Below are 19,426 nucleotides of genomic sequence, written 5' to 3'. Positions count from 1 at the left end.
GCGAGCCGGGGGTCACCATTCCACCGGGAGCCGCGAGGGCTTGCTGCCGGTGGGCGGGACCCGGTACTTCGAGAGCGCGTGGCCCATGATCCGGGAGAACACGGGACCGGCGACCGAGCCGCCGCCGCCGTCGACGCCCGGGTTGTGGACCACGACGTAGACGGTGAACCGGGGGTCGTCGGCGGGGGCGAACCCGCCGAAGGAGAGCGAGAAGGAGCCGTCGTAGCACCGGCAGTCGGGGTCCACCCGCTGGGCCGTGCCGGTCTTGCCGGCGACCCGGTAGCCGGGCACCTGGGCGCGCGGCGCGACGCCGGCCTCGGGGTCGACCACCCGCTCCATCATCAGCGCCGTCTGCCGCGCGGCCCGACGGCTCACGACCCGCTCCTTGGTGGCGACCTCGGTGCCCACCACCGTGCCGTCGTCAGTGGTCGCCTGACCGAGCACGAGGCTGGGCGAGACCCGCACCCCGCCGTTGGCGATCGTGTTGACCGCCGCGGTCATCTGCACGGCGTTGACCGACAGCGACTGGCCGAAGGCGATCCGGTCCTTGTCCTGGGAGGTCATCGACTCCCCCGAGTGCAGCAGTCCGCGGCTCTCGCCGCGCACCCCCACGTTCGTCTTGCGCCCCAGGCCGAACCGGCTCAGGTAGTCGGCGAGCTGGGGGGCGGTGAGCTGGTCGGCGGCCAGCACGGTGCCGATGTTGGACGACTTGGCGATCACCCCGGCCATGGTCAGCCGGATCGTGCCGTGGTCGAACCAGTCGTTGATCACCCTGTCCTGGCGCGCCAGGTTGCTGGGCACCTTGATCCGGGTCCTGGCCGTCACCTTGCCGGCGTCGACCAGGGCGGCGGCGGTGAGCACCTTCTGCACCGAGCCGGGCTCGTAGACGTCGCTCAGCGCCCGTGAGCCCAGGTCGCTCTCCGGGCTGGCCGTCGGGTCGTTGGCGTCGAAGGTCGGCGCGTCCGCGACCGCGAGCAGGTCGCCGGTGCGGGTGTCCATCACCACGGCGGCGGCACTCTCGGCGCGGTAGTCCTCCCGGGTCTCCTCCGTGACCTTCTGCACGAACCACTGCAGGTCGCGGTCGATCGTGGTGCGCAGCGGCTGGCCGTCGACCGCCTTGGTCACCGAGCGCTCGCCCAGCGGCACCCGGTGGCCGTTGCCGATGGTGAACCGAGCCCGGCCGTCGGTGCCGGAGAGCTGGGCGTCGAAGGTGCGCTCGAAGCCCGCGAGGGGCTCGTCGATGCCCATGAAGCCCACCAGGTTGGCCGCCACCTCGCCGGCCGGGTAGTCGCGCACCGGGTCGTCGCGGAGCGAGATGCCTCGGAAACCCCGCTCGCGGACCAGGGCGAGCACCCGGTCGGCCTCGGTCGCTGGCACCCGCCGGGCGATGTACTCGAAGTGGCTGTTCTCCGCGCGGAGCCGGTCGAGCACCGTGAAGTAGTCCACCCCCAGCTCGTTGCTGAGCAGGGTGGCCAGCGCCGGGGCGTCGTCGTGCGTCATGTCGGGGTCGGCGACCACCATCCTGCCCGCGACCGAGCCGGCCAGCGGCTCGCCGTTGCGGTCCAGGATCTCGCCACGGCTCGCGGGCAGCACCACGTCCTCGACGCCCTCCGCCGCGGCCATCTCGGCGTACGAGCGGGGGTCGATGCCCTGCAGCTGGATCAGCCGGCCGCCGAAGAGCGAGAGGACCATCGCGATCAGGATGAAGCCGAAGCGCAGGCGCACCATCGGTGAGCCGCGACGTCCGAGCCGTCCTGGCCGGGCGGGCCCGCTCCCGGGCCGCCGTGGCGGCGGCTGGGGGCGACTGCTGCTGGGCACGAGCGGGGCACTCCTCTGGCGGACGGGGCTGGCGACGGGGCTGACGACGACGGGGCAGGTGACGGTCGACTCCGGACGCCCGTCCCTCATTGATACCTGCCGGAGACCGGCGTACGGGTCAACCGGCCGCCGTGTCGGGCGACGGGTTGTCAGGCAGGGAGCCGGTCAGGGCGCGGGGTCCGTCAGGGCGCGGGGGCCTCGACGAACTGGACCTGGGGCCGCAGCCCGGCCGGCAGGCTCGGCGGTCGGGGGTTGAGCCGTACGCCGTCCTCCGGCGTGGCCGGGGCGGGCGTCCCGATCACCTGACCGTCGAGGGTGAGGAAGACCGGGGTGCTGGGCACCACCATGCCCATCCGCTGGGCCTGCGCGGCGACCCGCTGCGGGTCGCGCAGGTCGTCGAGCTGCATCTTCAGCGCCTCCTCGCGGGCGGCCATCGTCGCCGCCTGCTCGTCCAGCCTGCTGGCGGTGAACGAGGCCTGCTGCATGGAGGTGTTGAACATCAGCAGCCCGATCACCCCGGTGAGCAGCACCACGGAGACGAGGAAGACGAACGGCACCCGGGCCGCGCGCCGCCGGGTGTGCGGCACCACGGTGAGCCTGGCGCGGGTGGCGGCATCCCCCAGGGAGGCGACGCGGGAGCGGATCTGGACGGCGGGACTGCTGCTCATCGGGCTGCTCCTCGGTCGGGCCGGACTCGTTCGACGGCACGCAGGCGCACCGAGGCCGCGCGGGGGTTCTCGGCGATCTCCCGCTCGTCGGCCACCTCGGCGCCGCGGGTGACCATCCGCATGGGGGGCTCGTGACCCTCGGGCACGAAGGGCAGGTCCTCGGGGACGTCGAGGCGGGTGACGTCGACGAAGGCCCGCTTGACCATCCGGTCCTCCAGCGAGTGGTAGGCCTCCACCACGACGCGGCCGCCGACGCCGATCACACCCAGCGCGGCGGGGAGGGCGCGCCGCAGCACGCCCAGCTCGTCGTTGACCTCCATCCGCAGCGCCTGGAAGGTCCGCTTGGCGGGGTGCCCTCCGGTACGCCGGGCCGGCGCCGGGATCACGTCGTAGAGCAGCTCGACCAGCCGGCCCGAGCGGGTGAACGGCTCGGTCTCGCGCACCCGCACCACGGTGTCGGCGATCCGCTTGGCGAACTTCTCCTCGCCGTACTCGCGCAGCACCCGGGTCAGCTCGGCGGACGAGTAGGTGTTGAGGACGTCGGCGGCGGTGATCCCCTCGCTGCCGTCCATCCGCATGTCCAGCGGGGCGTCCTCGGCGTAGGCGAAGCCGCGCTCGCGCACGTCCAGCTGCATCGAGGAGACGCCCAGGTCGAAGAGGACCGCGTCCACGTGGTCCAGGCCCTGGTCGCGCACCACGTCGGCGATCTCGTCGTAGACCGCGTGCACCCCGACGAACCGGTCACCGAACGGAGCCAGCCGCTCGCCGGAGAGCCGGAGCGCCTCGAGGTCGCGGTCGATCCCGATCACCCGGGCTTGCGGGAGGCGGGTCAGGACCGCCTCGGTGTGGCCACCGAGTCCGAGGGTGCAGTCGACGAGCACCGAGCCCGGGCTCTCCAGCGCCGGGGCGAGCAGATCGACGACCCGGTCGAGCATGACCGGGACGTGGCGGGAGCCCTCCATCGTCGCCCCTACCGGCCCAGCGAACCGAGCACGAGGAGCCCGAGGACGAGGGCACCCGAGGCGAGAGCCGAGAAGGCCATCACCGCGAGCGCCTCACGCGCCTGCTCACGCACCCGGAGCGGCTGGGCCGTCCCCGCGGTGGTGACGCCTGCGTGCGTCCTGTCCATGTGTCTCGACCCCTGTCGGTTGCTGATGCCGGTTGCTGCTGCTGGGACGCCACGCACCCCCGGCCGGGGGTGGTGACTCCGGTGCCGCAGTGGTCAGGTCCCTGCCCGCTCCATCGATGGGAAGACCGTCTGGTGCCGGGGAAGTGACCCCAGAAGGTTCGAAGGAGCGGGCACGAGACCTGGCCCTGCGCCGCCGGTGTGTAGTTGTGGTGTGTGGTGAGGCCCCTCAGATGCCCGGGAAGACCTCGTCGCTGAGCTCGGAGAACACCTGCTCCTGCTCAGAGCTGTAGGAGGCCCACGACTCCGGGTCCCAGATCTCGATCCGGTTCATCGACCCGATGACGACCACGTCCTTGGTCAGCGACGCGTACTCCCTCAGCACCGGGGGGATCGAGATCCGCCCCTGCTTGTCCGGGACCTCCTGGCTGGCGGCCGCGAACAGCATCCGCACGTAGTCCCGGGTGCCCTTGTTGGTCACCGGCGCCTGGGCCAGGCGTTCGGTGAGCCGGGTGAAGTCCTCGATGGACCAGATCGTCAAGCAGCGCTCCTGCCCTCTGGTCACGACGAGTCCTTCCGCCAGCTGGTCCCTGAACTTCGCGGGGAGGAAGAGCCGGCCCTTGTCGTCGAGCTTGGGCGTGTAGGTCCCGAAGAACACTCGGGCACCCCCATCAAGTCGACCCTTCCACCACTTTCCACCACACTACCCCACGATGCTCCACTCTCAACCCTTTCTTGCCACTTCCTCCCCCCTTTTTCCCGTTCCCGCCGCCGACGCCCCCTCCCCCGCCCACCTCCGCGCCCAGACCGTGCTGGAGCGCCAGGTGGAGGGAAACCCCAGGTCAGAGCCGTGCGGGGACCGGGAAGCGTGCCGTTCCGTCAGTCGGGTGGAGCGCCGGTGGAGCACAGAAGCCCGTGGTGGAGCACCGGTGGAGGGAAAGGGCGGGCGGAGGACCAGAGCCCCTGCCGCTCCTTCGGAGGTGGACTACGGTGGAAGGCTCAGGGACATCGGCGCGCTGGCGTCACGACGAGGGGAAGACGAGCGTGACCGTGTCTGAGACGACGTCTGAGGCAACCGGGGCCGACCTGGAGACCCTGCACCGGGTCACCCAGCGCATCCGGACCAACGTCGAGCGGGTGATCGAGGGCAAGCCGGACGTCGTCTCCGCCGCCCTGGTCGTGCTGCTGGCGGAGGGCCACCTGCTGATCGAGGACGTGCCGGGCGTCGGCAAGACGATGCTCAGCAAGGCCCTCGCGCGCAGCATCGACTGCACGGTGCGCCGGATCCAGTTCACCCCCGACCTGCTCCCCTCCGACGTCACCGGGGTCTCGGTCTTCAACCAGGACTCCCGGGAGTTCGAGTTCCGACCGGGCGGCGTGTTCGCCAACATCGTGGTCGGCGACGAGATCAACCGGGCCTCCCCCAAGACCCAGTCGGCCCTCCTGGAGTGCATGGAGGAGCGGCAGGTGACGGTGGACAACACGACGTACCACCTGGAGTCGCCGTTCATGGTGATCGCGACCCAGAACCCGGTCGAGATGGAGGGCACCTACGCCCTCCCCGAGGCCCAGCGGGACCGCTTCATGGCCCGGGTCTCGGTCGGCTACCCCGTCGAGTCGGCGGAGATCGCCATGCTCGACTCCCACACGTCGCGAAACCCGCTCGACGACCTCGAGCCCGTGACCGACGCCGGCGAGGTGCGCAAGCTGGTCGAGATCGTCGCCCGGGTCCACGTCTCCGACGCCGTCAGGCACTACGCGGTCGCCATCTCCACCGCCACCCGGCTCTCCCGCGAGCTCAGCCTGGGCGCGTCGCCCCGGGCCACCCTCCACCTGGTCCGGGCGGGCAAGGCGGTCGCCGCGCTCGCCGGACGTGACTACGTGCTCCCCGACGACCTGCACCGGCTCGCGGAGCCCGTGCTCTCCCACCGTCTGCTGCCGACCGTCGAGGCGGCGATGACCGGCCGGACCAGCCAGAGCGTGCTGGCGGGCCTCCTGGAGACCGTGCCGGTACCGGACGTCGGTCGTGCGTGAGGCTCTCGCCGCCCTGACCCTGCGCGGCCGGTCGTTCCTGGCCGGTGGCATGGCCGCCGTGGCCTGCGCGGTCCTGCTCGGCCAGCAGGGCCTGGTCCGCGTCGGCGTCCTGGCCCTGCTGCTCCCGCTCTTCTCGGCGGCCTTCCTCGCCCGCTCGCGCTACCGCCTGGCGCTGCAGCGCGAGGTCTCGCCCCGGCTGGTGGCCGCCGGGCAGCCGGCGACCGTGACCCTGACCCTGACCAACGAGGGACGTACCCCGACCGGGATCCTGCTGCTGGAGGACCGGGTCCCCTACCTGCTGGGATCCCAGCCGCGGTTCGTGCTCGAGGGGATCTCCCACGGGTGGCGCCGGCAGGTCACCTACCGGCTCCGCTCGGAGGTACGCGGGCACTACGAGGTCGGCCCGATGACGGTGCGGGTCACCGACCCGTTCGGCCTGGTCGAGCTCGGCCGGTCCTTCCACACCACGGCTCCCCTGACCGTGACGCCCCGGACCACCGAGCTGCCTCCGGTCCCGTTGGGCGGCGCCTGGACCGGGTCGGGTGACAACCGCCCCCGGTCGTTCGCCACCGGCAGCGCCGAGGACGTGACCGTGCGCGAGTACCGGCGAGGCGACGACCTGAGACGGGTGCACTGGCGCAGCTCGGCCCGGGTGGGCGAGCTGATGGTCCGGCGCGAGGAGCAGCCGTGGCAGTCGCGGGCGATCGTGGTGCTGGACAACCGCCGGGTCGCACACCGGGGCGAGGGGCCGGCGTCGTCGCTGGAGGCCGCCGTCTCCGCCGCTGCCTCGGTCGCAGTGCACCTCGCCCAGCGCGGCTACCTGGTGCGGCTGATCACCGCCTCGGGCGACGACCCCTCCCACACCTGGCACGCCCGGGACCCCAAGGCCAACATCGGACCCCTCCTGGAGAGGCTCGCCGTCGTGGACTTCGACTCCCGCCACACCATGGACACGGCCTGGCTCGCCGAGCCCGGACAGGGGCTGACCGTGGCCGTGCTCGGCGCGGGGAGCCCGGCGGACCGCCAGTTCCTCACCCGGGTGCAGCACCAGGCCGGCACCCCCCTGGCGATCGTCCTCGACGTCGACGCCTGGGCCGCGGGCCGAGACATCGCTCGGGGCACCGACGCCGCCCACCCCACCGCCATGCTCGCCGCCACCGGTTGGCGCGCAGTCAGCCTGGGCCCCGGCGACCGGCTCGACTCGGCCTGGCAGGAGCTCGGCCGGACCGGCAGCCGAGCTGCGCAGCAAGCGACGACGGCGACCGGCTCGTGACCCGGCCGCGCAGCCCCTGGGGACGCGGGCTCCTGGTCTCGCTGGTCGCCGCCCTCATGGTCTGGCTGACCATGACCACCTGGCAGCCGCTCACCCGGGAGTCCAGCGACTTCCTGGGACCCCTGTTCCTCCTCGGCGTCGCCACGGCGCTGACCGGGTCCCTGCTGCGACGCGCCGGAACGCCGACGTGGCTGGTATACGCCGTCCAGGTGGTGGTGGCGGGAGGGTGCGTGCTCGGCACCACGACCGGGTCCGTGCTGCCGACGTCGGAAGCCTGGCAGGGCATGAGCACCGCGTTGCGCGACGCCGTGACCTCGGCCAACCAGTACCAGGCGCCGGTGCCGGCGGATGCTCCGTCCCTGGCCCCGCTCTTCATCCTCGTCGGCGCCGTCGGCCTGGTGCTGGTGGACCTGGTGGCCGTCTCCCTGCGCCTGGCCGCCGCGTCCGGCCTGGTGGTGCTGGCGCTCTACGCGCTGCCGATCGCCTTCGTGGAGTCGAGCACCGCCTGGTGGTCCTTCGCGGTGCTCGCCCTCACCTTCCTTCTCCTCCTCTTCCTGCAGCAGGAGGAGGAGGTGGGCCGGTGGGGCCACGGCACGGGCGACCGGCCGGACCCGGATCCGGCCGGCACTCGGCTCGGGGTCCGGCGGGGTCACGTGCGGCGCGCGGCGCTGACCGTCGGGGCGGGCACGGTGGCCCTGGCGGTGCTGCTGCCCAGCCTGGTCCCGACCTTCGACCTGGCGGTCTGGGACGGGCCCGGCGCCGGGAGCGGCGGCGACGGCATCTCGATCGACAACCCGCTCGTGGACATGCGCCGCGACCTCTCCCGTGGGGACGACGTCCCGTTGCTCCAGGTGGCGTCGGACGGTCCTCGCCCCAGCTACGTACGACTCTCGGTGCTGACCCGGTTCAACGGCGAGGAGTGGACCAGCGGAAACCGCGAGGTGCCCTCGGACCAATTGGCTGCGGGGTGGATGCCGCCCCTGGTGGGCGTGGGCTCGGGTGTCCCCCGGACCGAGACGCGGTACCGCTTCGAGGCGTACGACACCTTCGAGTCCCAGTGGCTGCCGACGACCTCGCAGATCTCCCGGATCGACGCGCCGGGCGACTGGCGCTACGACCGTTCGACCATGGACTTCATCGCCGGCGACGACGAGGTCACGACCGCCGGCCTGTCCTGGTCCCTGCACGCCGTCGACCTGCAGTACGACCTGGACTCCCTGGACGACGCGTCCTCCGGCGCCTCCCAGGTGGGCAGCGCCATGGTCCAGCTCCCCGCCGACCTGCCCGAGAGCGTCGAGTCACTGGCCGAGAGCGTCGCCGGTGACGAGCCGAGCCGGTTCCGCCAGGCCCGAGCGCTCCAGGAGTGGTTCCGCACCGAGTTCACCTACAACCTCGACCAGGTCGACACCGTGGGCAACGACGAGCTGGCGGCCTTCCTCGACGAGGACGGCCGGGAGGGCTACTGCGAGCAGTTCGCCGCCGCGATGGCGGTGATGGCGCGGGTGCACGACATCCCGTCCCGGGTCGCCGTCGGGTTCCTCGAGCCCACCGAGGTCGGTCCCGGCGTCTGGGAGTTCTCCTCCCACGACCTGCACGCCTGGCCCGAGCTCTACTTCCCCGGCTCTGGCTGGGTGCGGTTCGAGCCCACCCCGTCGGGCCGGGCGGACCAGGCTCCGTCGTACACGGTGGATGCCCTGCCCGCCGTCGAGGAGACCGCTCGCCCCACCCTCCCCCGTGCGGAGGAGCGGGCACCGGCCCGCGACCGCGGCCGGGAGGCGGGTCAGGAGGAGGCCGCACCGGAGCAGCAGACCGAGAGCTCCGTGCCCTGGGGCACGGTGCTGACCTGGGTCCTGCTGCTGATGCTCGCGGGCGTCGTGGTGCTCGGTCCCCGGTCGGTACGGAGCCGCCGGCGGGATGCGCGGCTCGAGGACGGGGACATCGAGAGCCTGTGGGCCGAGCTGCGGGACCACAGCGTCGACCACGGACGGACCTGGCCCACGGGCCGCTCGCCACGGGAGACCGCCGAGCAGGTCGCCGACTGGTTCGGGACCTCCTCGCCCGAGGAGCACGTGGGCTCGGCCCCGTCGCTCAACCCCTACGCCTCCAGCGCGTTGGAGAGGCTCGTGCAGGTGCTCGAGCGCTCCCGCTACGGCCGACCGGAGTCGGCGCCCGCGCCGGAGACGAGCTGGCAGCGGGACCTGGCCAAGTGCACCGAGGCGATCACGGCGGGGGTCGGACCGCATCGGGCCCGAGTGGCCAGATGGTGGCCGGCCTCGCTGGTGCGCCGTCCTGCCGACCGTCCGGTGGGGCTGACCGCCGCCGGGCGTCCGGGGTCCACCGACCGGGTGGACTGAACGGGCTGGGTCAGAACCCGCCGGTCTCCCGCCGACGCCGCCACCGCTGCTCCATCCGCTCCATGAAGGAGTGGTCCGCGCGGGAGGCGCCGCGACCGCGCGGCTTGCGGCCGGCACGGCCGCCCTGGATCACGCTGAAGCCTTGAGGGCTGTCAGTGAAGGGGGCGGGCTGGGCCGCCGCCTTGCCGGGGCTGCGCAACGAGGTGACCACGATCGTGGCCGACGCCAGCATGACCACGAAGCCCACGACTCCGACGATCGGCATCGGTGCGATGGCGCCGGTCATCATGATGGCCACGCCCAGGGCGAAGACGCAGCCTCCGATCACGGCACGTCGTCGGGCGGCGCGGTGGAAGGCGGTTCCCCGCAACGTGTGCGCGAACTTGGGGTCCTCTTCGACGAGAGCTCGCTCCATCTGCTCGAGCAGTCGCAGCTCTTCTTCCGAGAGCGGCACGTTTCCTCCCGACCGGTGTGATGCGCGGCACATCCGCATTTGAAGTCTAGGCAGCGCTTGCCCACCACGGTAGCCGCTGGCGAAAAAATGATCACCACCGCCTCACCCGATCAGGGTCGCCGGCCGCACCGCCCCGGAGCCGAAGCGTCTGGACGCGGCATCGACCGCCCGGTCGGCCGCCTCCCAGCCCTGGTCCCGCTCGCCCAGGACCAGCTGTCGCTGCACGCGCTCCCGGGGCAGCAGACCCTCCACCCGGACGCCGACCAGCCGCAGCCGGGCACGCTGCAGGCCGAGCGCGTCGAAGAGCCGCACGGCCGTCCGGTAGACCTCGACGGTGACGTCCGTGGCCTCCGGCAGCGTCCGGGACCTGGTGATCGTGGTGAAGTCCGCGAACCTCACCCGCAGCGTCACCGTCCGGCCGGCCACTCCCGCGGTCCTCATCCGCCCGGTCACCCGCGCCGAGAGCCGCAGCAGCTCGCGCAGCACCTGCTCCCGGTCGTCGGTGTCCCGGGCGAAGGTCTCGTCCGCCCCCATCGAGCGGTCGGGCTCGTCCGGGCCGCGGCGGGCCACCACCTCCCGCCGGTCCACCCCCCACGCCATCTCGTGGAGGTGGGCGCCGAGGCGAGGCCCCAGCGCCCGCTGCAGGGTCCGGACCGGGGTGTGCGCCAGGTCAGCCACGGTGTGCAGCCCCAGCCGGTGCAGCAGCGCCTGGGTCTTCTCCCCCACCCCCCACAGCTCACCCACGTCGAGCGGGTGCAGGAAGGAGACGACCTCCTCGGGGGCGACCACGAGCACACCGTCCGGCTTCGCCGCCCGGCTGGCCAGCTTGGCCACCACCGGCGTGGCCGCGATCCCCACCGAGCAGGTGATGCGCTGCTCGTCGTGGATCCGGGCGCGCAGCCGCTCCGCGATCTCACGCGGCGTCCCCAGACGACGGGCCGCTCCGGAGACGTCGAGGAACGCCTCGTCCAGGGAGACCACCTCGACCAGCGGGGTGACGCTGCGGAAGTTCTCCATCACCGCGGCCGAGACCCGGGCGAAGGTGTCGAAGTCCGGGGCGATCACCACGGCGTCCGGGCACATCCGCCGTGCCCGCGTCATCGGCAGGGCAGACCGCACCCCGTACCGACGGGCGAGGTAGTTGGCCGAGAGCACCACGCCTCGGCTCCCCCCACCCACGATCACCGGCACCCGTGCCAGCTCCGGCCGGTCCCGCACTGCCACGGAGGCGTAGAACGCGTCCATGTCCACGTGCAGGATCGGGGTTGCCGACCGCCCCGTCACCGGGACACCCCCAGGGGGGTCGGGTCAGCGCGACGCCAGGGCGTGCAGCTGCGTGGCGAGCGGCCGGTACTCCGGGCGCCCGGCCACTGCTCGCTCCAGCTCGACCAGGGCGGCCGTGGCCCCCGGCTCGAGGTCGAGCAGCGATCCCGGAACCAGGTCGGCGAAGACCCGGACGGCTTGCACCTGCGTGGGTCCGAACCCGGCGGAGCCGAGGAGGGCGAGCAGCTCGTCGTAGGTGAAGCGACGTCCTCCGCGGCCCTGCCCGGCCTCGTCCAGCAGGTCGCGGGCCTGCTGGAAGTGGCCTGCCATCGCCCGGGCCACCACCGCGGCGTGCCGCTGGGCGACCAGCAGGCTGAGCGTGCCTCCGGGGCGAAGCACCTCGGCGAGGACCGAGAGCGCCGCGGAGGAGTCCTCCACGACCTCCAGCACCCCGTGGCAGAGCACCACGTCGGCGCTGGCGGAGCCGAAGGTCTCCACCAGGGACGAGAGCTCACCCTGGCGGCCGGTGACGGAGACCTCCCGCTCGCGGGCCCGCCGATCCAGGGCAGCGAGCGCGTCGGGGCTGGGGTCGACCACCGTGACCCGGTGACCGAGCTCGGCGACCCGGACCGCGAAACCGCCGGTCCCGCCCCCGATGTCGAGGACCTCCAGCCCGTCCGCGCCGGCGAAGACCGGCTGCAGCGCATCCCAGACCACCGAGCGGCGCGCAGCACTGCGGCGCTCGCTGGGTCGGTCGCTGGATCGTTCCTCGGGCCGCTCGTTCGCTGGCATGGGACACACCCTAGGGCGTGCCCTTCCACGGTCATCCCGGACTCCCGGGGCTCCGGTGCCACAAGGCACGGGAGGGGACCTGGGGTCCTGCGCCCAGGGCCCGGCTGAGCGCCCCGGCGCTCGAGGCCTCCTCGCCGGCCGGCTTGATGTCGGCGTAGGGCGACATCTGGAAGCCGCTGCTGTGCACCAGCACCCGGCGGTGCTCGGGCTGGTCTCCGGTCTCCGGGCGCTGGTCCAGCACGGCCCGCACACGGGCGAGCCCTTCCTCCGGCGAGCCCGCCGACTCCCAGAGCGGGAGCAGAGCAGGCAACGACCAGGCGCCGGTGGCGCGCACCGAGACCCCGCGCCGGCCGGTCCGCCGCAGCTCGCCCCGGACCAGCAGCAGCCAGGACCCGAAGACCGTCGAGGCGTAGGAGCTCTGGGCGTCCTCGAAGAACGTCGCGTCCACCGGTCCGGTGGCGTCGTCGAGGGTCAGGAAGATCACCCGGCGCCCCGATCGCACGGGAGGGGTCTGGGTGGCGACCTTGACCCCCGCCACCCAGATCTCCGACCGGCTGCGACGGGCCAGGAGGTCCTGGCTGCGGGTCACTCCCAGCGCCTCGAGCAGTCCGGCGTAGTCGTCGACGACGTGCCGGCTGACGTCCAGCCCGAGGATCTCCAGCTCGGCGGCCACCCGCTCGGCGGGGGTCAGCTCCGGGAGCCCGGAGGCCTGGTCCGCGCCGGGCTCATCGCCCAGCGAGAGGGCCAGCTGGACCGACTCCACCGGTGCCGTCCGCACGACCCGGGACTGGGCGGAGGCCTGCTGCCACACTCCCGTCCGGGTCAGTGGGTCACTGCTGTTGCGGGTGGCCGCCCCCGCGACCCGGCTGGCCGCGCGGTCGGGTGCCGAGCGTGCGGCGAGTCCTCGCCCGCGCCCCGAGCGCTGGGAGACCCGGGCGTGCCGGTCGAGGTCGGCCACCTGCAGCAGCAGGTCGCGCCTGGTCGGCCGTCCGTGCGAGCGCACGTCCTGTCCGGCGTCGGTGATCCGATGGAGCTCGTCGAAGGCTCCGGCCAGCACCAGCCTCTCGGCCACGGGCCGGGAGACCGCGGCGCGGTGCCAGAGGTCGGTCAGCGAGGAGAACGGCCGGGCCGCGACGATGCGGGCGGTCTCGACCTCGCTGATCCCCTTCACCTCGCTCAGCGCCAGCCGGATCGCGTAGCCGGCCGGGTCCTGCGGGGACGGCTCCACGGTGTAGGCGGGACCGGAACGGTTCACGTCCAGCCCCCGGATCCCGATGCCGAACTGCCGGGCGTCGTCGAGGATGAACCGCTTGGGATACATCCCCGGGTCGTGGGTGAGCACGCCGGCGAGGAAGTGGGCCGGCCAGTGCGCCTTGAGCCAGGCGGACTGGAAGGTGGGCAGGGCGAACGCCGCGGCGTGGGCCTTGCAGAACCCGAAGGAGGCGAAGGCCTCCAGGACCTTCCAGACCCGGGCGACCACGTCCTCGGAGTAGCCCCGGGCCGCCGCCCGCGGGCAGAACCACTCCTTGGTCGACGCCATCCCCTCGACGTCGCCCAGCGCCCTGCGCTTCTCGTCGGCCTCGGCGAAGGAGACCCCGGCGAAGCAGGAGATGATCTCGATGACCTGCTCGTGGAAGACGACCACGCCATGGGTGGAGGAGAGGATCGGCACCAGGTCCGGGTGCAGGTAGGTGGGCGATCGCCAGCCCTGCTTCACCTCCAGGTACGGGGTGATCATGTCGCTCTTGACCGGCCCCGGCCGGAAGAGCGAGATGTCGGTGATGATCTCCTCCAGCGACTCGATCCCCGACTTGCCCACCAGCTCCCGCTGCCCCGGGGACTCGATCTGGAAGACGCCCAGGGTCCGCGCCGAGCTGACCAGGTCGAAGGTCCGGGGGTCCTCGAAGGGGACCTGCTCCCGGTCGTCGAGGTCCAGCTCGACCCCGTCGACCCGGGCGATCTCGCCCACCGCGTGGGCCATCGCCGACTGCATCCTGATGCCCAGCACGTCTAGCTTGAGCAGGCCCAGGTCCTCCACGTCGTCCTTGTCGAACTGGCTCATCGGGAACCCACCGTGGCTGGCCTCTACCGGCGTGCGGTCGAGCAGCGTGGTGTCGGAGAGCAGCACGCCGCAGGGGTGCACCGCGATGTGCCGAGGCAGGCCGTCGAGCCGCTCGACCAGGCCGAAGAAGAGGTCCAGCCGCTCCTCCCCCAGACCGCTGGCCCGCAGCTCGGGCAGGTCCCGCAGGGCCAGCCGGGCATCCCGGGCACGCACGTGCGGGAACGCCTTGGCCATCGCGTCGACCTCGCCCGGCGGCATCCCCAGCGCGGCGCCCACGTCCCTGACCGCGTGCCGGACCCGGTAGGTCTCCATCATCGAGACGCAGACGCACCGCTCCGCCCCGTACCGGTCCAGGATCGCCTCGTAGACCTCCAGGCGGCGGGCCGACTCGACGTCGATGTCGATGTCCGGCAGCGACTGCCGCAGCGGGGAGAGGAAACGCTCCATCAGCAGGTCGTGCCGCAGCGGGTCCACTCCCGAGATGCCGAGCAGGTAGTTGACCAGGCTGCCGGCGCCCGAGCCCCGGGCAGCGCACCGCACCCCCATCTCGCGGACCAGGTCGGTGACGTCGCCGACGGTGAGGAAGTAGGAGGCGTAGCCGAGCGAGGCGATGACCCGGAGCTCGTCGTCGAGCCGCTTCCAGATCCGCTGCCGTGGGGCGTTGCCGTAGCGGGCCCCGATGCCCGCCTCGCACCGCCCGCGCAGGATCGCGTCCGCCTGGGACTCGCCCGCCAGCCGGGCCACCGGCACGCCGAGGCCACCCGTCACCTCCAGCTCGGGGAAGTGCACCTCCCCGATCCCGAGGTCCGCGCGAGGGTCCAGGGCACACCGCTCGGCCACGGCCCGGGTGCCGGCCAGCAGCCGGTCGACCTCGCGCTCCCCCAGCCCGGCCAGCCGACAGACGTCGTCGGCGATCTCGCGCATCTGCCGACCGGACTTGAGGAACCCCTCCGCGTTGCCCCGGTCGACGTGCCGGGGGTCCAGCGGCACCAGCCGGCGCGAGGCGTCCAGGACGTCCACGGTCGGGGCGTCGCGGCGGTCGGCGTAGCGCACCGCGTTCGTGAGGACCGCACCCAGCCCCATCTCCCGGGAGAGGGAGGCCATCCGGGCCGCGTGCGGGGTGGACCCCGGCCCCCAGCCGTGCGCCGAGCCCCCGAGGCGGTGGGAGACCAGCTCGACGAGCAGGTTCTGCCGGGGCACCAGCTCACGCCAGGACTCCACCACGGCGTGCGCGAGGTCGTCGCGGCGCCGGGTCACCATCGCGCCCAGCTCGGAGCCCGGCCCGAGCAGGACCAGCACGTCGCCCTCGGCGAGGTGAGGAGCGAGCAGCGCCCGGGTGGCCACCGGACGGCCCCGCTCGCCGGCGAGGTGGACGGCCGAGACGAGGCGGCACAGGCTGCGCCACCCGGAGCGCCCCTGAGCCAGCAGGGTGACCCGGGGGTGGTGCTCCTCCCGGAACGCGCCACCACGGACCGGGGTGCGCCGACGCGGGCCACGGGGCGGCGCACCCTGCTCCCAGGACCCGGAGTCCCAGGACGCCGGGTCCCAGGATCCTGGGGCCACGGCGAGGTCCACGCCCAGCACCGGGCTGAGGCCGGCCGAGGCGCACGCCTTGGCGAACTTCACCGCCCCGTACGTGCCGTCCCGGTCCGTGAGCGCGAGGAGGTCCATCCCGTGCTCGGCGGCGCGTTCTACCAGGGCCTCGGGATGCGACGCTCCGTACTGGAGGGAGTAGCCCGAGGCCACGTGCAGATGGGTGAAGGGATCAGGCGACACCGGTCCGACCACCCGGTCCCGTCATGGCCAGCAGCCGACCCGGGCTGCTGGTGTGCGGCATCAGGCCGAGCGCCGACTCGACGACGGCCAGGAACCGGTCCGCGTCCCGGACCAGGTCGTCGGCCTCCCGCTCGCTCACCGCCCGGGAGGAGCCGGCCTGGGCCGCGGCACGCTTGCCCGCACCCGCCGCGAAGAAGGTCGCCCACTCGGTCAGCTCGGGCGCCACCTCGGCCAGCAGCACCCAGGCGTTCTTCTGCCGGCGGCGCGCCCCGGGCGCCGGGTGCGCCCGGGCCGCCAGCAGGGCGGCAGCGGACTGGAGCGCCGCGACATGGGCGCAGGCGTAGCGTCCCGGGACGTCTCGCGAGGTCATCGCCTCCTGCAGGGACTCCGCGGCGCGCGCCAGGTAGGAGTGGGTGGTCGCGGGCAGCAGGTAGGGGTTGGTTGCCTCGGTCCTGTCCGTCATCAGTCCACGCACCCGACGAGCTGCCACCGACCGCTGCTTCCGTCGAAGGAGAGGTCGAAGACGCCGGCACCGGCAGCACCCGGCGCAGCGCCTCGGCCTGCCTCCACCCGCCAGACCTCCCGCTCCACCAGGAGGTCGTCCTGCTCGCGCGTCGGGACGGCCTCGCCCCGGACCGCCACGGCACCGACGGACTGCCACCACGGGGCCGTCTCCACCCAGTGGGCCACCACGGCCCGCACCTTCCACAGCCGGCCCCGCCACAGGAACTGCTCCGGCCCTTCCGGACCGGGTCCGGGCACCGGGCCCCTCCGCACCTCCACGGGATCGTCGTACCGCCGCATGGCTCCTCCTCAGAAGCATCGCTCGACCCCACCGCCGACCTCGGTGACAATGGGATCGAGCCGCTGCCACCGAGGTCGCTTCGAACATTTGTTCGAACGAGACCAAGGTACACCCGCCCCCCGACAGCGGGTCAAGAACGAGGACGGCGCCTGCTGCGGACTCCCTCGCCCCCTCGTCCGGGCAGGCTCACGCCGCCCCGGCCGGACACGGCACCGGGACGGACGGAGGCGGGGAGGAGGCTCAGGACTCCCGGACGAAGCGGTGGGTGTCCTTGTGGAACAGGAGCACCAGCAGGGCCAGGCAGAGCACGACGATCAGCACCGCCATCACCACGAACAGCGTCGGGATGCCGCTGGCCACGCACACCACTGCCAGGAAGACGCCGAACAGGGCGATCACCGCCAGGGAGATCCGGGCCCACTCGAAACCCTCCACGAAGAACGCGAGCAGCACGCCCACCAGCATCGTGAAGACGACGAACGAGGTCACCGCCACCGGCACGAAGGCCGGCACCGCCAGGCTCGCCTCGACCGCCTCCAGGCCGCCGTCGCGCAGGATCCGCCGGGCGCCGGCGTTGCCCTCGGCCCACGAGTTGAGCAGGTCCTGCTCACGCCACCAGGTCAGCACGGTGGTCACCCCCGCCACCACCACCAGGGCGAGTGCGACACGGGTGGCGAGGATCACCGAGAGCGGGCGGACGGTCATGGGACTCCTGGGGTCGTGACCTGGCAGGTCGATGACTTCGCCCCACCCGCAGGTCGGCGTCGGGCAGGGCACGTGGCTAGGGTCGCACCATGGCGACCGAGCACGCATCGATCACGGCGTTCCGCGACGAGCACGCGCGGCGCAACGGTACCGGCGAGGTGGTCGTGCTCCCCGACTCGGCCCACACCGCAGCACTCGCCGCGGCCGCCCTGGGCTGCGTGGTGGGAGCGATCGCCAACAGCCTGCTCTTCGACGCCGACGGCGAGCCCGTCCTCGTCCTGACCTCCGGCGCGCACCGGGTCGACGTGGACGCCACCGCCGCCCGGATCGGCGTGCCCCGCCTGGTCCGCGCCACCCCCGACTTCGTCCGGCGGCACACGGGCCAGGTGATCGGCGGCGTCTCGCCGCTGGGCCACCCGGCCCCGGTACCCACCTTCGTGGACACCTGGATGCGCCGCCACGACACGCTCTGGGCGGCCGCGGGCCACCCCTCCGCCGTCTACTCCACCACCTACGAGGAGCTGGTCGCGATGACCGGTGCCCGGGAGATCGAGGTCGACTGATGGAGATCTGGCTCAACCCCGCCTGCAGCAAGTGCCGGACGGCGGCGGCGACGCTCGACGAGGCCGGCGTCGGCTACATCGTGCGCCGCTACCTGGAGCAGCCGCCCACCCCCGAGGAGCTCGGAGAGGTGGTGACCAGGCTCGGCGTCGAGCCGTGGGACCTGGCCCGCCCGAAGGAGGCCCGCGAGGACGGCCTGGACCTCCCCCGGGACCCCGAGCACCGGCACGAGTGGCTGGTCGCGCTCGCCACCCACCCCCGGGCGATCCAGCGACCGATCCTCACGGCCGCGGACGGCACCACCGTGGTGGGCCGCGACCCGGAGTCCCTGGCCCAGGTGGTCACGGCCCAGGCCCGGGCTGACGCACGGTCGGCGCACCCGGAGAGCTAGCCTCCCACCCATGCGCGTCGTGGTGGTCGGAGGCGGTCTCGGCGGCATGGCCAGCGCGGCCAGGCTCGCCAAGCTCGGTCACGAGGTGGTCCTGGTCGAGCGGTCCGCGGACCTCGGCGGCGCCCTCGGCACGGTCCGCGCCGGCGACCACACCTGGGACGCCGGCCCCACCAAGACGCTGCTGCCCGCCGTGCTCCGGGACCTGTTCCGCAAGTCGGGGCGTCCGCTGGAGCGCGAGCTCGAGCTCGTCCCGCTCGCGGCGATCCGTGAGCACCGCTTCGCCGACGGCAGCACGCTGCGGCTTCCCGCGGGGTCGCGAGCGGCCCAGCGATCAGCCTTCGAGGAGCTGGCCCCCGGCCTCGGCGACCGCTGGACGTCGTACGTCGACGCCCTGGGCCAGGACTGGGAGCTGCTGCGCCGCGACTACCTCGAGCGGCCCTGGGACCCGGGCCTGGCCGACCCCGGCGCCGTCCGGCGGCTGGCCAGCCGGCAGACCCTGCGCTCGCGCCTGCGCGAGGCGCTGGGCGAGCAGCGGCTCCAGCAGGTCGCCGCCCACCCCTTCACCGTCGACGGCCACGACCCGGCCCGCGTCCCGGCCTGGCTCGGCACCGTCTCCTACGTGGAGCAGAAGTTCGGCGCCTGGACCGTCCCCGGGGGGATGGCCCAGGTCGGGGAGGCCCTGGCCCGACGGCTGGCCACCCGCAAGGTCGAGGTGCTCACCGGCACCTCCGCGCACGACGTGGTGGTCCGCTCCGGACGGGCCGCGGCACTCTCCACCTCCGCCGGGGAGCTGGACGCCGACGCCGTGGTGTGCGCCGTCGACCCGACCAGGCTCCCGACCCTGGCCAGGCACGTGCGCCGGACCCGGAGCACCACCCCGCCGTCCCTGGTGCACCTCGGACTGCGCGGCGAGGTGCCCACGCTCGACTGCGAGGTGGTGCTGCACGGGGCACCCGACCTCTCGGTGCACCCGGGCGGGACCGCCCCCGACGGTGGGGCGTCCTGGACGGTGGCGTACCGGGGCAGGACGTCCGAGGACGTGCTGGAGACGATGGCGCGGCGCGGTCTCGACGTCCGCGCGTGCGTGGTGGAGCGGGTGGAGCGCACCCCGGCCCAGCTGAGCGCGCAGTGGGGCGGCTCGCCGCTCGGCGTGCGGTGGCATGGCCGCGGCACCGTCCGCCGCCGCCTGGGCCCGACGACACCGGTGCCCGGTGTCTACGCAGCCGGCTCGCACGCGACCCCCGGCTCGGGGATCCCCTTCGTGGGGCTCTCCGCCGCGCTCGTGGCGCAGGCGATCGGCCGGGCCTGACGCAGGCCAGACGCAGGGCCAGACGCAGGCCTGAC

At 73.4% G+C, this 19,426-nt stretch carries 18 protein-coding genes; 6 read left to right on the top strand and 12 right to left on the bottom strand.

The window, feature by feature from the left end:
• Nucleotides 1-12 precede the first annotated feature (12 nt).
• From H8838_RS08275 to mraZ, 5 genes are all read right to left on the bottom strand, one after another.
• A complete protein-coding gene (locus H8838_RS08275) occupies nucleotides 13-1,728 on the bottom strand; it encodes a peptidoglycan D,D-transpeptidase FtsI family protein (RefSeq protein WP_185994890.1) in 1,716 nt (571 codons plus the stop codon).
• A 272-nt stretch (nucleotides 1,729-2,000) separates the two neighbouring features.
• Complete coding sequence (locus H8838_RS08270) at nucleotides 2,001-2,486, bottom strand: hypothetical protein (RefSeq protein WP_181310643.1); 486 nt, start codon at nucleotides 2,484-2,486, stop codon at nucleotides 2,001-2,003.
• A complete protein-coding gene (gene rsmH, locus H8838_RS08265) occupies nucleotides 2,483-3,448 on the bottom strand; it encodes a 16S rRNA (cytosine(1402)-N(4))-methyltransferase RsmH (protein ID WP_185994891.1) in 966 nt (321 codons plus the stop codon). Before rsmH ends, H8838_RS08270 begins: the two co-directional genes overlap by 4 nt.
• Before the next feature lie 8 nt (nucleotides 3,449-3,456).
• Nucleotides 3,457-3,615, bottom strand: coding sequence for a hypothetical protein (locus H8838_RS08260; protein ID WP_181310641.1), 159 nt, complete (start codon nucleotides 3,613-3,615; stop codon nucleotides 3,457-3,459).
• A 226-nt stretch (nucleotides 3,616-3,841) separates the two neighbouring features.
• Nucleotides 3,842-4,270, bottom strand: a complete 429-nt coding sequence (gene mraZ / locus H8838_RS08255; RefSeq protein WP_185994892.1) for a division/cell wall cluster transcriptional repressor MraZ — start codon at nucleotides 4,268-4,270, stop codon at nucleotides 3,842-3,844.
• Nucleotides 4,271-4,662: 392 nt separating this feature from the next.
• On the opposite strand from mraZ, the gene H8838_RS08250 reads away from it, so the two are divergent.
• Genes H8838_RS08250 through H8838_RS08240 form a run of 3 tightly spaced genes read left to right on the top strand, consistent with a single transcriptional unit; the run spans nucleotide 4,663 to nucleotide 9,273 of the window.
• On the top strand, nucleotides 4,663-5,646 hold the full coding sequence (locus H8838_RS08250) for an AAA family ATPase (protein ID WP_185994893.1): 984 nt from the start codon (nucleotides 4,663-4,665) through the stop codon (nucleotides 5,644-5,646).
• A complete protein-coding gene (locus H8838_RS08245; RefSeq protein ID WP_185994894.1) occupies nucleotides 5,639-6,919 on the top strand; it encodes a DUF58 domain-containing protein in 1,281 nt (426 codons plus the stop codon). The genes H8838_RS08250 and H8838_RS08245 overlap by 8 nt, the downstream gene beginning before the upstream one ends.
• Nucleotides 6,916-9,273, top strand: coding sequence for a transglutaminase family protein (locus H8838_RS08240; protein ID WP_185994895.1), 2,358 nt, complete (start codon nucleotides 6,916-6,918; stop codon nucleotides 9,271-9,273). The genes H8838_RS08245 and H8838_RS08240 overlap by 4 nt, the downstream gene beginning before the upstream one ends.
• Nucleotides 9,274-9,283: 10 nt before the next feature.
• Here H8838_RS08240 and H8838_RS08235 read toward each other — a convergent pair whose 3' ends face one another.
• From H8838_RS08235 to H8838_RS08205, 7 genes are all read right to left on the bottom strand, one after another.
• Nucleotides 9,284-9,727: a DUF3040 domain-containing protein gene (locus H8838_RS08235; protein WP_181310636.1), complete on the bottom strand. Its 444-nt coding sequence runs from the start codon at nucleotides 9,725-9,727 to the stop codon at nucleotides 9,284-9,286.
• A gap of 102 nt (nucleotides 9,728-9,829) precedes the next feature.
• Complete coding sequence (dinB, locus tag H8838_RS08230; protein ID WP_224766472.1) at nucleotides 9,830-11,011, bottom strand: DNA polymerase IV; 1,182 nt, start codon at nucleotides 11,009-11,011, stop codon at nucleotides 9,830-9,832.
• A gap of 24 nt (nucleotides 11,012-11,035) precedes the next feature.
• Nucleotides 11,036-11,782: a class I SAM-dependent methyltransferase gene (locus tag H8838_RS08225; RefSeq protein ID WP_181310635.1), complete on the bottom strand. Its 747-nt coding sequence runs from the start codon at nucleotides 11,780-11,782 to the stop codon at nucleotides 11,036-11,038.
• Between the two features lie 31 nt (nucleotides 11,783-11,813).
• Complete coding sequence (locus tag H8838_RS08220) at nucleotides 11,814-15,620, bottom strand: DNA polymerase III subunit alpha (protein WP_185994896.1); 3,807 nt, start codon at nucleotides 15,618-15,620, stop codon at nucleotides 11,814-11,816.
• A complete protein-coding gene (locus H8838_RS08215) occupies nucleotides 15,610-16,083 on the bottom strand; it encodes an SAV_6107 family HEPN domain-containing protein (RefSeq protein WP_181310633.1) in 474 nt (157 codons plus the stop codon). Before H8838_RS08215 ends, H8838_RS08220 begins: the two co-directional genes overlap by 11 nt.
• Nucleotides 16,083-16,424, bottom strand: coding sequence for a DUF6504 family protein (locus H8838_RS08210; protein WP_181310632.1), 342 nt, complete (start codon nucleotides 16,422-16,424; stop codon nucleotides 16,083-16,085). The genes H8838_RS08215 and H8838_RS08210 overlap by 1 nt, the downstream gene beginning before the upstream one ends.
• A gap of 241 nt (nucleotides 16,425-16,665) precedes the next feature.
• The gene (locus H8838_RS08205) at nucleotides 16,666-17,130 is read right to left on the bottom strand and encodes a hypothetical protein (protein WP_185994897.1); all 465 of its coding nucleotides are present in this window, start codon (nucleotides 17,128-17,130) and stop codon (nucleotides 16,666-16,668) included.
• A gap of 89 nt (nucleotides 17,131-17,219) precedes the next feature.
• Here H8838_RS08205 and H8838_RS08200 point away from each other — a divergent pair, with 89 nt between their 5' ends.
• From H8838_RS08200 to H8838_RS08190, 3 genes are read left to right on the top strand one after another with little or no spacing between them, the layout of a single operon-like run.
• Nucleotides 17,220-17,693, top strand: a complete 474-nt coding sequence (locus H8838_RS08200; RefSeq protein ID WP_185994898.1) for a YbaK/EbsC family protein — start codon at nucleotides 17,220-17,222, stop codon at nucleotides 17,691-17,693.
• Nucleotides 17,693-18,082 (top strand): ArsC/Spx/MgsR family protein, encoded by a 390-nt coding sequence (locus H8838_RS08195; RefSeq protein ID WP_185994899.1) that lies wholly within the window; start codon nucleotides 17,693-17,695, stop codon nucleotides 18,080-18,082. Before H8838_RS08200 ends, H8838_RS08195 begins: the two co-directional genes overlap by 1 nt.
• Before the next feature lie 10 nt (nucleotides 18,083-18,092).
• Nucleotides 18,093-19,391 carry a phytoene desaturase family protein gene (locus tag H8838_RS08190; protein ID WP_185994900.1) on the top strand — a complete coding sequence of 433 codons (1,299 nt, stop codon included), beginning with the start codon at nucleotides 18,093-18,095 and terminating at the stop codon, nucleotides 19,389-19,391.
• Nucleotides 19,392-19,426: the final 35 nt, after the last annotated feature.

This window comes from Nocardioides campestrisoli, from assembly GCF_013624435.2.
GTDB classification, from domain to species: Bacteria; Actinomycetota; Actinomycetes; order Propionibacteriales; family Nocardioidaceae; genus Nocardioides; species Nocardioides campestrisoli.
The sequence above is the reverse complement of the archived record's forward strand: the minus strand, read 5'-3'. Positions and strand labels throughout refer to the sequence as shown.